13 protein-coding genes are annotated in these 14,938 nt (G+C 64.6%); 3 read left to right on the top strand and 10 right to left on the bottom strand.

What is annotated here, in order from left to right:
• Window positions 1-389: type VI secretion system baseplate subunit TssG (locus tag F759_RS0131935; RefSeq protein WP_027803420.1), on the top strand; the 389-nt coding region annotated here is incomplete at its 5' end.
• Between the two features lie 234 nt (window positions 390-623).
• On the opposite strand, the gene F759_RS0131930 is transcribed toward F759_RS0131935, so the two are convergent.
• Genes F759_RS0131930 through F759_RS0131920 form a run of 3 tightly spaced genes read right to left on the bottom strand, consistent with a single transcriptional unit; the run spans window position 624 to window position 6,516 of the window.
• Window positions 624-2,225, bottom strand: a complete 1,602-nt coding sequence (locus F759_RS0131930) for an efflux transporter outer membrane subunit (protein WP_027803419.1) — start codon at window positions 2,223-2,225, stop codon at window positions 624-626.
• A 2-nt stretch (window positions 2,226-2,227) separates the two neighbouring features.
• Window positions 2,228-5,356: an efflux RND transporter permease subunit gene (locus F759_RS0131925; RefSeq protein WP_027803418.1), complete on the bottom strand. Its 3,129-nt coding sequence runs from the start codon at window positions 5,354-5,356 to the stop codon at window positions 2,228-2,230.
• Window positions 5,353-6,516, bottom strand: coding sequence for an efflux RND transporter periplasmic adaptor subunit (locus tag F759_RS0131920; protein WP_027803417.1), 1,164 nt, complete (start codon window positions 6,514-6,516; stop codon window positions 5,353-5,355). The genes F759_RS0131925 and F759_RS0131920 overlap by 4 nt, the downstream gene beginning before the upstream one ends.
• Window positions 6,517-6,734: 218 nt before the next feature.
• On the opposite strand from F759_RS0131920, the gene F759_RS0131915 reads away from it, so the two are divergent.
• Window positions 6,735-7,352, top strand: coding sequence for a TetR/AcrR family transcriptional regulator (locus F759_RS0131915; protein ID WP_027803416.1), 618 nt, complete (start codon window positions 6,735-6,737; stop codon window positions 7,350-7,352).
• 53 nt (window positions 7,353-7,405) lie between these two features.
• Here the strand turns inward: F759_RS0131915 and F759_RS0131910 are convergent, their stop codons facing one another.
• Entirely contained in the window at window positions 7,406-7,618 is a 213-nt protein-coding gene (locus F759_RS0131910) for a hypothetical protein (RefSeq protein WP_027803415.1), read from the bottom strand.
• A gap of 273 nt (window positions 7,619-7,891) precedes the next feature.
• Here F759_RS0131910 and F759_RS0131905 point away from each other — a divergent pair, with 273 nt between their 5' ends.
• The gene (locus tag F759_RS0131905) at window positions 7,892-8,893 is read left to right on the top strand and encodes a LysR family transcriptional regulator (RefSeq protein WP_027803414.1); all 1,002 of its coding nucleotides are present in this window, start codon (window positions 7,892-7,894) and stop codon (window positions 8,891-8,893) included.
• 13 nt (window positions 8,894-8,906) lie between these two features.
• On the opposite strand, the gene F759_RS0131900 is transcribed toward F759_RS0131905, so the two are convergent.
• The 6 genes from F759_RS0131900 to F759_RS0131875 form a co-directional block, all read right to left on the bottom strand.
• Window positions 8,907-9,296, bottom strand: coding sequence for a cupin domain-containing protein (locus F759_RS0131900; protein WP_027803413.1), 390 nt, complete (start codon window positions 9,294-9,296; stop codon window positions 8,907-8,909).
• A 116-nt stretch (window positions 9,297-9,412) separates the two neighbouring features.
• On the bottom strand, window positions 9,413-10,321 hold the full coding sequence (locus F759_RS0131895; protein ID WP_027803412.1) for an AraC family transcriptional regulator: 909 nt from the start codon (window positions 10,319-10,321) through the stop codon (window positions 9,413-9,415).
• The gene (locus tag F759_RS0131890) at window positions 10,318-10,548 is read right to left on the bottom strand and encodes a DUF2795 domain-containing protein (RefSeq protein ID WP_027803411.1); all 231 of its coding nucleotides are present in this window, start codon (window positions 10,546-10,548) and stop codon (window positions 10,318-10,320) included. Before F759_RS0131890 ends, F759_RS0131895 begins: the two co-directional genes overlap by 4 nt.
• Before the next feature lie 256 nt (window positions 10,549-10,804).
• Window positions 10,805-11,059: a hypothetical protein gene (locus F759_RS0131885; RefSeq protein ID WP_027803410.1), complete on the bottom strand. Its 255-nt coding sequence runs from the start codon at window positions 11,057-11,059 to the stop codon at window positions 10,805-10,807.
• A gap of 407 nt (window positions 11,060-11,466) precedes the next feature.
• Window positions 11,467-12,804 carry a C45 family autoproteolytic acyltransferase/hydolase gene (locus F759_RS0131880; RefSeq protein WP_027803409.1) on the bottom strand — a complete coding sequence of 446 codons (1,338 nt, stop codon included), beginning with the start codon at window positions 12,802-12,804 and terminating at the stop codon, window positions 11,467-11,469.
• 351 nt (window positions 12,805-13,155) lie between these two features.
• A complete protein-coding gene (locus F759_RS0131875) occupies window positions 13,156-14,889 on the bottom strand; it encodes a ClcB-like voltage-gated chloride channel protein (protein ID WP_027803408.1) in 1,734 nt (577 codons plus the stop codon).
• Window positions 14,890-14,938: the final 49 nt, after the last annotated feature.

The following is a 14,938-nucleotide window of genomic DNA, read 5'->3' as shown; positions in this document are numbered from 1 at the left end:
TGCACTGCAAGGCGGGCGGACAGCGCATGTCGGCCTGCCTCGGCGGCGGAGCGCTGCTGGGTGAACAGGTGCCCGACCGGCGATACCGCATCTGCATCGTGATCGGTCCGCTGGACATCGGCACATATCACCGCTTCACGCCGCGGGGCGCTGATCTGCTGCGGCTGGTCCAGTGGGTGCGGGCGTACATCGGCCTGGAATATGAGTGGGACCTGGAACTGCAGATCAGGCCGCAATGTGCGCCGCCCGCAACGCTGGGCGATGCCTCGCAGCTTGGCTGGTCGGGCTGGCTCGGTGAGTCGCCCGCAGGCGAGCCGGTCATCGGCATGCGGTTGGAGCCCGAGCAGTACATGGACCAGCTGATGCGCAAGGCGGCGGAACGGGAATGAGGAGAAGTCGTGAATGAAGAGCGGCGGGGCTATTCACCACTGCGTGCGATTTGCTCACAGACTACTGAACAAAGACTGCGGATAACCTCGATGGCGCAAATCGCAGGCCATCCCGGCTGCATATGCCTCATTCCACACCGCTGCCCATAACGCGTGCGCGCTCAATGAGTTAGCCCGCTTGTCAGAAAGTTTTCAACAGCCTCTTCAACATCAACTGGGGATAAGTGCAGACCGTCAATTCGGAGCACCGGGTTTGGCCTCAGATCCCGCCGGAGACGCCTGCAGAGTTGCCTCAGAAATTGCCCGCGAAGCTGCCCGCGAAGCCGCCCCGGACGCACCCGAACCCGCCGCCCCCACCGGCGGATTCCCCATCGCCTGAAACAGCGCCGCCGTATCCGTCAGACGCGCGCTCGTGTAGCGAATCTCGTCGAGTTGCACATTGCGTAACTGCTGCTCGCTGGTGCGCGTCGACGAAACAGGTAGGGCACCAAGCCGATAGCGGCCCGACGTTTCTTCGAAGATCCCCTGCGCCGAACGCGCCGCGGTATTGGCGGCGTCCAGCGCCTGCGCGTCGTGTTCGAGGGCGGCTAGCGTGTCGGCGACATTCTGGAAGGCGGCAAGCACCGTCTGCTTGTATTGCGACACCGTGGCCTCGTAAGTGTTCATGGCCGCGCGGCGCTGCGCTACCAGCGCGCCGCCGTGGAACAACGGCTGCGACAGCGACGCGCCGATACTCCAGATGGCGCCCGCGCCGGAGAGCGCGACCGGCCAGCTAAAGCCGCCTTGTCCCATCGATGCGCTCAGCGACAGGCTCGGGTACATCTGCGCGGTCGCCACGCCGACATCGGCGGCAGCGGCTTTCACTGCGGCGTCGGCGGCCTGAATGTCGGGCCGTGCGCGCAGCAGCTCGCTTGGCACGACGACGGGTACCTGCTCGGGCAGATGCAGGCCCGCGAGTTCAAGATCGGCCGGCGCGGCGTCGGGTGTGCGGCCGAGCAGTACAGCCAGCGCATGACGCGTCGTCTGCCATTGCTGCCTTAGCCCCGGCAGACTCGCCGACAAACTCGCCGCGCTTTGTTGCGCGCTCAACTGATCGGCGTGCGAGACAGCGCCGAGCGCATAGCGCCGTTGTGTGTCGCGCGCCTGATCGTCGGCGAGCGTCACGAGTCTTTCTGTCGTGTCGATCTGCGCGTGCAATGCGGCGCTCGTGATCGCGGCGCTCACGATGTTCGCGGCGAGCGCGCGCCTGGCAGCATCCAGTTGATACGCCTGCACGTTCACGCGCGCGCCCAGCGCGGCATCGGCGAGGCGCGCCGCGCCGAACAGGTCGATCGTGTAGTGCGCCTGCAATTGGCCGACAAAGATGTTGTACAGAAACGTGTTCGAGCCGATCTCAGGAATCGCGAGCGCACGATTGCGGGTCGCCTGACCGCCCGCGTCGATGGTTGGCAGCATCGAACTGCCGATCTGCCCACGCAGTTGTTCGCGCGCGGCGGCAAGACTCTGTTCAGTCGCGGCGAGCGTCGGACTATTACGCAGCCCTTCGTCGACGAGCGCGTTCAGCGCGTCCGACCGATACAGCTTCCACCATTCGGGCACCGGCTTCGCGCCGACTACGAATTGCTGGGCGACGCCTTGCGCCAAAACGGTTTGCGCCGGTTGGGCCTCGCTGCCGTAATGGACCGGCTGCGGCATCGCCGGCGGCTCGCCGTTCGGTCCGAACGAACAGGCGGCAAGCGCGAAAACGGAGCCGGCGAGTGCCGCGGACGGCAGCAAGCGTGCCGGCGACAAAATCCGAAAGCATCGGGCGGCGCAGGAATGTGCGAAGTGGGTCATGCTCAATTTCCCGTATGCGCCGCGCCGGACGCGGGCGGCGTGTGCGGCTCGCGCTCGTCGTTGCGCACTCTGAACGACATGGCGTAGAGCGCGGGCAGATAGAACAAGGTGAGGACGGTCGCGCTCGTAATGCCGCCCATCAGCGCGGTCGCCATCGGCCCGAAAAAGTTCGAGCGCAACAGCGGAATGAGTGCGAGGACAGCCGCCGCGGCGGTCAGCGTGATCGGCCGGAAACGCCGCACTGTTGCGCCGACAATCGCGTCGAAACGCTTGTGCCCGGAAGCAATGTCCTGCTCGATCTGGTCGACCAGAATCACCGAATTACGCATGATGATGCCGAACATCGCAATCACGCCTAGCATTGCGACGAAGCCGAACGGCTGGCCGAACAGCAGTAGCGTGAAGACGACGCCGATCAACCCGAGCGGCGCGGTGAGCACCACCATCAGCACGCGGGCGAAGCTCTGCAACTGGATCATCAGCAGCGTAAGCACGGCGATGATCATGATCGGCATCTGTGCATTGATCGAGGTCTGGCCCTTGCCGCTTTCCTCGACAGAGCCGCCGATCTCGATCCGGTAACCAACTGGCAAGTTCGCGCGAATCGGGCCGAGCGCCTTGTCGACCGAATGCGTGACGTCGATGCCTTGTGCGCCTGGCGCCACGTCGGACTGGACGGTGATAGTCGGCTGACGGTCGCGCTCCCAGATCACGCCGTATTCCAGATCGTTGCGCAAATGCCCGAGCGTGCCGAGCGGCACCGCGCCGTTCGGCGTGGGCATGGCCAGCGTGACGAGTTTCGCCGGATCGACGCGCTCCGCTTTCGGCGCGCGCAGATCGACACTGATCAGCTTGTCGCGCTCGCGATACTGCGTGACGGTGTATCCCGACAGGGTCATCGCGAGGAAGCTCGAGATGTCGTCGGAGCTTACGCCGAGTTCGCGTGCTTTCTTCTGGTCTACCTCGAAGCGCACCGAGCGCTCGGCTGGTTCGTCCCAATCGAACTGAACGTTGCGCGTACCGCGATCGGCGCGCAGCGTCGCGGCGACGCGTTCGGCGATCGAACGCACCGTCGCGATGTCGTCGCCGCTCACGCGGAACTGCACCGGGTAACCGACCGGCGGCCCGTTTTCAAGGCGCGACAGGCGCGTGCGTATCGCGGGGAAGTTGTTGCGCAACTCCGGTTCGAGCCATTGCGCGAGTTTCTCGCGGTCCTTCACGGACTTCGCGGTAATCACGAATTGCGCGAAATTCGGCTGCGTCAATTGTTGATCGAGCGGCAGATAGAAACGCGGCGCACCCGTGCCGACGAAATCCACCGTGTGATCGATTTCCGGCCGGCCCACCAGCACTTTTTCGAGCCGCTGCGCCTCGCGCAACGTGGCGTCGAACGACCCGCCCTCGGGCAGCCGAACGTCGACCAGCAACTCAGGTCGGTCCGAACTCGGGAAGAACTGCTGCGGAACGAGCGTGAAACCCGCCATTGCGACCACAAACAACACGACCGTGATCGCCAGCACGATAAAACGCCGCTCGATACACCACCCGATCCAGCCACGCAAACGCGTGTAGAAGCGCGTGTCGTAAATGTCGTGCTCGTGGTCGTCGGCTTCGTGTTGCTGACGCTTGCGCTCGGGCAACAGGTGGTAGCCGAGCAGCGGAATCAGCACGACGGCCGCGAGCCACGACGCAATCAGCGCGATCGCCGAGACTTCGAAAATCGAGCGCGTGTACTCGCCGGTGCTCGACTTGGCCAACGCGATGGGCAGGAAACCCGAGACGGTGACGAGCGTGCCGGTCAGCATCGGAAACGCGGTGCTGGTGTACGCAAACGCTGCGGCGCGCGTGCGGTTCCAGCCTTGTTCCAGTTTTACGGCCATCATTTCGACGGCGATGATCGCGTCGTCGACCAGCAGGCCGAGCGCGAGCACCAGCGTGCCAAGCGACACCTTGTGCAGTCCGATGTCGAACAGATACATGCACAGCGCGGTGACCGCGAGCACGACCGGGATCGAGATCACCACCACCATGCCGGTGCGCACGCCGAGCGAGACGAGACTCACGACTAGCACGATTGCGACGGCTTCAGCGACGGCTTCGAGAAAGTCGTCGACGGAATGCGCGACCGCGTGCGGCATGCTCGACACCTCGGTTAATTGCAAGCCCGCGGGCAGGGCCTTGCGCAAGCGGAGCATTTCCGCGTCGAGCGCCTTGCCGAGGCGAATTACGTCGCCACCCGGCTGCATCGTCACGCCGATGCCGAGCACCGCCTTACCGCCTGCGCGCATTTGCGTGACGACCGGATCGTCGTAGCCGCGCTTGATCGTCGCGATATCGCCGAGACGGAACGAGCGGCCATTGATGCGGATCAGCGTGTCGGCGAGTGCGGCGACGTCCTTGAACTGGCCGGTCGGACGCACGAACACGCGGTCGTCCGTCGTGGTCAGCGTGCCCGCTTGCGACACGGCGTTCTGCGAGTTGATCGCCTGACCGAGTTGCTGCGGCGAGATGCCGAGGCGCGTCAGTTGCGTATTCGTTATCTCGACATAGATGTGCTGGTCGGGATCGCCGAAATAATCCACCTTCGCGACGCCCTGCACGCGCAGCAAGACCGTGCGCAACTGGTCCGCGTAGTCGTGCAGTTGCGCGGGGGAAAAGCCGTCGCCTTCGAGCGTGTAGATGTTGGTGTAGACGTCGCCGAACTCGTCGTTGAAGAACGGGCCTTGAATGCCTTGCGGCAAGGTCGCCGCAATATCGCCGACTTTCTTGCGCACCTGATACCAGGTTTCGGGCACGTCCTTGACCGGCGCGGAGTCTTTCATCGTGAAGAACATCAGCGACTCGCCGGGACGCGAGTAGCTGCGCACAAAGTCGATCGCGGGCGTTTCCTGCAACTTGCGGCCGATGCGGTCCGTGACCTGTTCCTGCACCTGCCTCGCGGTGGCGCCAGGCCAGAAGGTCCGGATCACCATCACACGGAACGTGAACGGCGGATCTTCGGATTGTGCGAGCCGTGTATAAGCCAGGATGCCGAACGCGGTGGAGAGCGCGATCAGGAAGACGACCAGCGCCTGATGGCGCAGCGCCCATGCGGACAGATTGAAGCGTCCTTCTTCGTGCGCGGTGCTCATGAAGCGAAGTCCTCGGGATGCAGCGGCGCAATCGCGCGGACTTTTTCGCCGGCGCTCACGGTGTGCACACCTTGCAGCACGACGTGCTCGCCGTCCTTCAGGCCCTGGCTGACGACGATCGTGCGTTCGTTATAGCGAGCGACGGTGACGCGGCGCAGTTCGAGCACGCTATCCGCGGCACGCACGACCCATACCGCCGGCTGCGTGCCGTCGTGAAAGAGCGCGGTGGCCGGCAACACGATGAAGCCGTGCTGGCCTTGTGCGCCGCTCGCCGCCGACGACGCCGACGACGACAGCGCGATGTCCGCGGTCATGCCCAGTCGCACGTCGGGGCCGGGATTGTCGAGCGTGAGTTTCGCGCGATACGTCCGGCTTTGCGGATCGGCAGCAGGCGAGAGCTCGCGCACGCGCGCCGTGAATTTGCGCCCCGGCAGTGCGCCGAGCGTGACGTTCGCCGTCTGTCCGACCGCAAGACCGGCGAGCGCGCCTTCCGGCACGTCGCAGACCACGTCGACTTCGCCGCTCCACGCGAGGTTGTAGACGGCCTGGCCCGCCGACACGTTCTGGCCCGTATCCGCCTGCTCGGCGGTGATCACGCCGGCGTGGTCGGCCACGAGCGTGGTGTATTGCAACTGGTCTTTCGACAAAGCCGCCTGCTGCGCCGCCTGATCGCGTTGCGCGGCAGCCGATGCATACGCATTCGTGGTTTGCTCCAGTTGCGCCGGCGCGATCAGATTTTCTTTTGCCTGCGCCTGATCGCGGTCGAGCTGCTGTTTCGCATACGTATAGCTGTGCTCGGCGGCGACAAGCTGCGCTTGCGCGCTGGCCGCGTTCTTTTGCGCATCCGCGGGGTCGAGCCGGGCGACGATCTGGCCGTTCTTCACCACGTCGCCAAGGCGCACGCGCCGTTCGATGATCTTGCCGCCGACGCGAAACGACAACGGCGTCGAGTAGCGCGCCTGCACTTCGCCGGGCAGCGACGTGACAGGCGCCGTGTTGCCGTCCGCATGAACCGCAACGGCTACGACAGGACGCGGCTCAGGCGCCGCTGCCTCTTTCTTCGAACAGGCGTTCAACGCGACGACGCCCGCAAGAGCAAGCGCCAAGCCGGCGCGGCGCATGTTTCCACGCCGCGCGGAATGATGGGACTGCTGGCGCATCGCCGACGATGCAGGAAAACCGGGACGCTTCACAATTACCCCAACAGGAGACAGCGAACGAACACGGCAAGCCGCAACGGCCCGCCAGCGAAGAGCGCAGGCAGGATCATGCAATCCGCATGCGCGTCTGACTTTCAATGATGCCTCGCATTCTAATACACACCTGTATCTGAATGTCGGAGTGAATTGGAATTCTTTTAGGTGCTAGACTGGCGCCCATGAAACGGCAACGACTGACACGCGAGCAAAGCAAAGACCAGACACGGCAGCGTCTGCTCGATGCTGCGCAAGCGATTTTTATGAAGAAGGGCTTTGTCGCGGCGAGTGTCGAAGACATCGCCGGGGCGGCGGGCTATACGCGGGGCGCGTTCTATTCGAACTTCCGCAGCAAGAACGAGTTGTTTCTCGAATTACTGCGGCGCGATCACGAAACCATGCAGGCGGGCTTGCGGGCGATCTTCGAAAACGCCGCCACGCGCGAGGAAATGGAAGAGCGGGTGATGCGCTATTACAGCAATCTGCATCGCGAGAACAAATGCTTTCTGCTCTGGGTGGAGGCGAAGCTACTCGCGGCGCGCGACGGCCGCTTCAGGCTGCGTTTTAACGCCTTCCTGCATGAGAAGCTGGAACAACTGGCCGCCTATGTCCGCGAGTTCTCAGCGCGGGTGGGCACGCCGCTGCCGTTGCCGCCGGAGATGCTGGCGATGGGTCTAATGGGTTTGTGCGACGGCGTGCAGTTCTTCTACACCGTCGATCCGCAGAACGTGCCGAGCGAAATGGCAGAAGCGGTGCTGGCGGGATTTTTCTCGCGCGTGGTGTTCGGGCGGAGCGCGTGATCCGTGCGAGGCGACCGGTTCCGGTTGCCCCGTGACCGGCAGGAATCGGGAAATCAGTTAGTCGCGAGTTGCGTGCAGCTATCGGCGACGGGGCTCGCACACACGAACGAATAGTCGCCGCTGTGGCGCAAAACTTCCGCGCTCGCATGCAGCACGACCTTGATATCCGGGCAGCGCTCATAAGCGATGAAAGCCGAGCAGGCCGCAGCGGACCAGCAAACGAGAGAAAACGCGATTTTTTCGAAAAGTTGAAAACGATGTGACATGGCAGTTGGCTAACGGGATAGCGGTGAATTTCTTCCGGTCGCCATCTTACCAGCTGATAAGGGTTTATACCTAGTCAAAATCCGCAATAATGCTCGAAACAGTCGCGCGCTCGCATCGGTCAAGCTGACGCAATTGCCATGCGCAGGTCAGGGTTGGGACAGGTCTGATCGATACAATCGATTCGTTGGGCAAATCCGCGCGAGCCTTGCCGCGCGGGGTGATACAGGCGGCAACGCTGCGCCGGCCCGGCATCTCGAGGCAGGAGTCGTCCCATGAATCAATTGCAGTCGATGCGCGTGTTCGTCAAAGTGGCGGACCTCGGCAGTTTCGTTCGCGCGGCGGCCGCGCTGGATCTTTCCACCGCTGTTGTCACCCGCCACGTAGCCGATCTCGAGGCGCGTCTTGGCACCCGTCTGCTGAATCGCACCACTCGCCGTCTTTCGCTGACTGAATCGGGCACGACTTATCTGGAGCGCGTGCGCCATATCCTCGACGACCTCGAAGGCGTCGAGCAGATGGTCGTAGCGCGCCATCACGAGCCGGTCGGTACGCTGCGAATCGTCGCGCCGGTCGTGTTCGGGCTGCAAAGCCTCGCCCCGGCGGTACAGTCGTACGCCGCGCGCTATCCCGACGTGGTGCCGGACGTGACGCTCGCCGACCGTCAGGCCGATCTCGTCGACGAAGGTTTCGATGTCGGCATTCTGGTTGGGCGCCCGATGCGCAGTGCGAGCATCGTCACGCGGCGGCTGACCACCTGCCAGCTGACGGTCTGCGCGACGCCGGCCTATCTCGCGCAGCACGGCACGCCGGCGCGGCCGGAAGATCTGCCGGGTCATGCGTGCCTGAGCCGGCCGCCGGAGCAGGGCGGCGAGGAGCGCGTGTTCAGCGGGCCGCAAGGGCTCGTCCGCGTCAGGACGACGAACGCGATTGCCGCGAACAATAGCGAAATGCTGCGGCAGTTCGCGTTGCTTGGCATGGGCGTCGCGATCCTGCCGAGCTATCTGATCGGCCGCGACCTCGCGTTTGGCCGGCTCGTCGAAGTGCTCGGCGACTACCGGCTGCCGGAGATCGAAATCACGATCGCTTACCCGAGCCGCCTTCATTTGCCCGCGAAAGTGCGGACTTTCGTCGATCACCTCGTCGAGCATTTCCAGTCGGACGCGACGGCGCCAGCCCGCGATTCGCGACGCGCGAAGCATGCGCGCACGGTCGGCGAGTCCGCGATCCAGCGGGCCCGGCCGCGAACGGCCGCGGCTGCGCCGTTGCCTGCATAGCGGCGGCTCGCGATCAGATCCAGAGATCGTTGACGGCTGTGCGTTCGTTGGTTTCGTCGCCGGTATTTCTCACGCCGCGTGGCTCGATCAGCAGCAGCTTGACCTCGCGTTCCGCGAACGGCTTGTGCTCGGTGCCTTTCGGCACGACGAACATTTCGCCCGCCGACAGCATCACGAAGCCATCGCGCATGTCGATGCGCAACTGGCCGTCCAGCACGATGAAGGTCTCGTCGGTGTCAGCATGCTCGTGCCACACGAAATCGCCCTCGATGCGCACGACCTTGAACTGGTAGTCGTTCATCTCCGCGACGACGCGTGCTTGCCACTGGTCGCTGAACAACGCGAGCTTTTCCGCGAAATTGATCGCGCGGTACGTCTGCTGATTTGCCTGAATGTCCGACATGGGTGCCCCTCCTGAAAAGATGAATGCGGTCTCGGGAAAGAGCGTACTGCGCCACATGCCGGCAGGTCTTGAACGTTTGTGGGCGCGCCGCCCGTGACATGCGCCCTTTCCGGAGCCTAGCGGGCGCCTGGCGACGAAGTCCCCAGCATCTTGAGCCACTGTGCGGGCGCCACGCCCCATGCGCGCTTGAAGTGCCGCGTCATATGACTCTGGTCGGAGAAGCCGCTCGCGGCCGATGAGTCGGCGAGCGGCATGCCGGCGAACGCGAGTTGGCGCACGAGATCGAGACGCCGCATCGTCAGATAGCGGTGCGGGCTGGTGCCAAACAGCGCGCGAAAATCGTGTGACAGGCTCCAACGATCACGTCCTGCGGCGGCTGCGAGTTCGTCGAGCGTCACCGCGTGCTCCAGCGAGGCCAGCAGATACTCGCGCGCCCGCCTGGCGGCGGCATAATCCACCGGACGGCGGGTGGGTCCAGCGCCCGCTGCCGCGTCGAGCGCTGCTGCCAGCTCATAGAGCCCGTCGTCCTGTTCGAGCGGGTCCATCGCGCGATCGATGCTGCGCAGCAGGTTTTCGGTTGCAGCGAAAAGACGTGGGTCGTTCGACAAGCCGCCCTTCACGAAGGGCAGCGGCTTGCCCCCGAGCGCCTGCTGGAAGAGAGCCGGATCGACATAGACCATACGGTAGCGAAAACCTTCCCCGGTGCCGGCCTGGCCGTCGTGCGGCTCGTCCGGATGCAGCACCATCGTGCCGCCCGGCACACTGTGACGCATGCTGCCGCGATAGCGAAAGCTCTGCACGCCCGCCAGCGTGCGGCCGATCGCATAGGTGTCGTGGCGGTGCATCGCGTAGCCGGCGCCATGAAAAAACGCCTCGATCCGCTCGATGCCGCCCGCGTCATGCAGATTGCCGCCGGCCGCCGTACCGCTCGTGCCGCCGGGTTGCGGCGAGCGATAGATCCAGTCCGCGCCGCGCGTTTCCAGCGGAGCAGGCAGGCGCGGCGGTGCGTCCGCGTGAGCGCTCACGCGCTCAGGCCCGGCCCGTAATTGCCGCCGATCAGACGCGTGACCGATGCGACGTCCGCATAGTCCTGCTCGGGAAGGCCGTCGAGCATCGACAGGACCTCGTTGCTTGCGCCCGCTTCGCGCGCGGCGTCGACGAGCGCGTCCTTGTTGATCGGGAAGTGGACGTCGTTGAGCACATCGGAAATCTGCAGATCGATGGATTCTCCGGGGATGGACGATGCCGTCATGCAAGCTCCTGTTGGTACGATGGGAATGGATCGCTGCTGCCCGCTGCCATCTGTTGGCGCGTGGTTGCCGCTCCACGCCGCCTGGCTCCGTTTTGTCGCCGCTCCTTGCCGTTGCTCTTGGCGCCTTCTCGCCGCCTTCTCGGCACCTCGCAGCCGGCGCATAAAGGGTCGCACAAGTGCGCCGTCTTGCAGCCTCAATTGCAGTCAACCGCGGTTCGTCGCAGTCAATCGGGAAACCGGCCGGCGAGCGCCGCTTTCAGGTCTGCAGCCGCTCGTTGTGCGCCGCGAAGCCCCGCTCGGGATGTCGCGACTTCGGCAAGACGATATGCTGCCATTGCTGTGGACGATTGTCGTCTGTCACTGCTACGTCGGGCGCGGCAGGGGCGACTGGCGCGGCGTTCGCGCTTTCGGCGAGGGCGTTCGCCGGCATGCCGTCCTGCGCGGTGTGAACCGGCGCGGCAAAGCATGAAGCGGACAGCGTCACCATGATCAACAGTGTCGAGGTTTTCATGCCCGACCTCCTAAGCTCATGCGGCGCTGATAATTCAGCAAGTGCTGTGCCGTCCCCGCGTCGAAAGGAAGGCGCAAGCCGCGCGTGGGCTGCTGGAGGAGGCGCGCGCTTTTATCATGCCCGGCGCGCAAATCCTGCAACGTGCGCCTTGCTACCACTCATTGTAAATCGCCGGCGATGGCCGGGGAATGGCAGGATGATTGCCGGTAGGCCCAGTTTGTTGGCATGCGCGCTGTCGCGTGGAGGGCGCCTTCTGGCTTGTGTCCGCGTCGCTGGTTCGCACCACCGGCCCGCGCCTGCGTCGCCAGTTTGCACGAGCGGCCCGCACCTCATGGGTGTGCCCGCGCGCTTGCACCACCGGCCTGCGCCCGCGTCCCCGGCTAGCACCACCGAACCGCGGACCACACCTAGCGCAGCACCTCAAACCGCGTCCACGGCCACGATGGCCGGTCGCGCATATAGCCGTTCAGCCAGTTCCACTGCGGATGGCGTTTCATGAACGCCTGCGCGTCGAACGGCCGTCCACATGGATGACCCCAGCGCGCCGCGAACGCCATCTCGCGCGCCATTTCGCTGTCGACCACCTTGCCGTCGTTCGCGCCCCACGGATTGAACGGCCCATGATCCGAGCCGCCAAAGCGCGCGTCGTCCAGTTCCAGATGCCCGCAAATCGTCCGCGAGCACGCATTGTCATGGCGATCGAGATAGACGTCGTGATGATCGGCGATCATCGCCTTCGCTAGCTCCACGTCGATTTTGCCGCGATGCAGGTCCTCGAGCTGCATGAAGCGCAGGCGCCGCGCGCCGTTCTTGCGCACGTCCGTATAGTCTTCGCCTTCGCCGATGCATTCCTGGTTGCGGATTTTCAGATCCGTCGCCGTGTTGTAGCCGCTGTAAAAACCGTCCCTCGTGCTTTCAAAGCCGGAATAATGCAGCCCCAGTTCGTAGCGCGCGATCTCGCCGGTTTTCGTGTCGCCGAGCAGCCAGCTGTTCGCGTACCCGCCGTTGTTTGCGATCGCGAACATCTCACACCATTCGCCGATGCTGTTCGCGTACTGCGACGCGCGCCGCGAGCGGTAGAACTCCGGCGCGCCCGCTGCGTTGTAGCCGACGAAGTTCGAAATGGTGGTTTCGGTCACCATCAGTCCGGCAGCCGTCACCCAGAAATCGGTAAGGCTCGAAATGCAGCCCGGCAAGCCCTGCATCAGAATGCGGTTGCCCCGATCCGGCACGATGTCGAATATCACATTGAACGCGTCGCCGGCGGCGTAGCGGTCCCACGAGTTGTGCGCCATCACGATGCGGCCGTCGCGGGTCGCGTTGCCGGTCGCGATGAACGCGCTGCAATGATGACCGCGCCGGCCGCGCCAGGGTTTGAGTCCGAGGCTCGGCTTCTGTTGGGCCGCGTGCGCCGGCCACCAGCTTTGCAGCAGATCCATGTAGCCGTTCCATGCCAGCACTTCGGCGAACGGCAGCTTTGCTCCGTCGGCGATGCCCTGAATTTCGTCGGCGAATTCGGTGTCGAGCTTGTTGGCGAACTGGGTCACCGCGGCCTCGACAAAGGCGTCGAAATCTTCGCCTGTGTCCCACTTCGCGAGGTAGCGGGCGGTGCGGATAGCGTTGCGGATTTCCGCGGCGAGCAACTGGCCGTGCTGTTCGCCGCGATCGTACGGCTCGCCTTCGATATGCACGAAAATCCAGCCTGCCTGGTCGCGGCGCACGGCGTCGAGTGACGGTTCGCTCATCTTCGCTCCGATCGAATGGCGGGCGTCTCGGCGCGCCCGTCGTGGCGTGACCTGTGCTGCCGGCGCGCAGCCGCAGCGTCTTTTCATTGTAGAGAATCTGGTGTGCTTTGCATGAGCGCGACTGGCGCGCGGGGCTGCCCGCGCCGGGCGCCCGCGCAGTACGGCCGCGCCTTTACCCGGCGCAATCCCGGCGCAATCCCGGCGCAATCCCGGCGCAATCCCGGCGCAACACCCAACCCAAACACCCAACCCAAACACCCAACCCAAACACCCAACCCAAACACCCGCCCCAAACACCCGCCCCAAACACCCGCCCCAGCACTCCCGCGCCGCGGTTCCCCTGCGCCGCGTTTAGCGCGTCGGATTCATGCGGAAATACGCGTCGAGCAACGAGGTTTTATAGACCACGCCCGCAAGCCGCGGATGCGCGGCGCTTTCCACAACCGGCAGCCGCTCGCCTTGGAAAGCCATGAAGTGCTGCAATGCGACGCCAAGCGGCATGTCCGGCGTCAGCACGTCGAAATGCGGCTGTAGATAGTCGGCGGCGGTGCGCGTCGAGGTATCGCGCTTGTCGAGCAGATCGGAGGTGATGTCCTTCAACGCGACCACACCGAGAAACGCGCCCGATTCGTTGGCCACGTACAGATACTTGACCGGATATTCGAGGAACACGCGCGTCATGTCGTGTACGGTCGCGTTGGGCGGCACGACGGTTTGCGCCGGACGGATCAGTTCACGCATCTGCGTCGCGCGCAGGCGTGTGCGCTCCAGTTCTTCCTGATTGCGGCGCAGCGTGATCTCATACATCGAGGTCTTGCCGATTGCGCGCGACACGAAGTATGCGACCACGCACGACAGCATCAGCGGCAGCACGACCTGGTAGCTGAGCGTCATCTCGAAGATCATCAGGATCGCCATCAGCGGCGCCTGCGTGGCGCCCGCGAGAAACGCGCCCATGCCGACCATCGCGTAGGCGAACGGCGCCGAGGTGCCGTGGGGCCACAGCGCATGCATGCCCTGGCCGAACAGCGAGCCGACCACCGCGCCGGCAAAAAGCGTCGGCGTGAACACACCGCCCACGGCGCCCGAGCCTGCAGTGGCCGCGGTGGCCACGAGCTTGAACACCAGCACGACGACGAGCGCCGTCCACGTCCACGGCGAATGCAGGATCGAATTGACGACGCTGTAGCCGTTGCCCCACACCTCAGGCGTCCAGACCGACAGAATGCCGACGACGAGTCCCCCAAGCGCGAGCCGCGCGGGCAGCGGCAACGGCAGTTTGCCAAAGAGCGCTTTCGAGCCGCCCAGCAAGCGCAGAAACTGCGGTGCCGCCGCGCCGCAGAGCAGACCGAGCGCGACGAACAACAGCACCTCGATACCGGCCACCGGCGGAAACACCGGCATCTCATACGGCGGCTTGTAGCCGGCGAATTCGCGCATCGTGATGTTGGCGACGACGGCCGCGACCAACACCGGGCCGAAGCTTTCCATAGCGATGGAGCCGAGCACGATTTCGGTAACGAAAAAGGCGCCCGCGATCGGCGCGTTGTACGCGGACGTAATACCCGCCGCCGCGCCGCACGCGACGAGCTGGCGCAGCCGCGGCGGATCGAAGTGGACCCAGCGTCCGATCAGCGAGGCGGCCAGCGCGGCGAGTTGCACCATCGGACCTTCACGGCCGATCGAGCCGCCACTCGAAATCGTGAACAGTGACGACAGGCTGCGCCACAGGCTCAGCTTGACGGGCACGACGCCATCGCCGATAGCCACCGCTTCCATGTAATCGACGTGATTGCATTTGTCGGCATGACGCCGCGCGATCAGCAGCAGCGAGCCGGCTATCAGTCCGCCCGCCGCCGGCAGCCAGATCCGCACGGTCCACGGCAGGCTGCGCGCCATTTCCACGAAGCTGCCGGACTTGCCGACCACCAACAGTTGCAGCAACTCGATGCCCTGGCGAAACGCGATCGTCGCGAAGGCGCCCGCGACGCCCACGACCACGGACCACACCAGCATCGTATGGGCGTCCGAGAGACGGAAAAGGTCATGAGCGCGAGTGCGCAGCTTCAGCAGGAATGAGAGCACGTCGGCGGTACGAAGCGTGAAGACGGGTTGAAAAGCGCGCACGACAACA

Origin of the sequence: Paraburkholderia dilworthii (assembly GCF_000472525.1) — a bacterium.
GTDB classification, from domain to species: Bacteria; Pseudomonadota; Gammaproteobacteria; order Burkholderiales; family Burkholderiaceae; genus Paraburkholderia; species Paraburkholderia dilworthii.
Note: the sequence above shows the minus strand (reverse complement) of the source record. Positions and strands in the feature narration are given on the sequence as shown.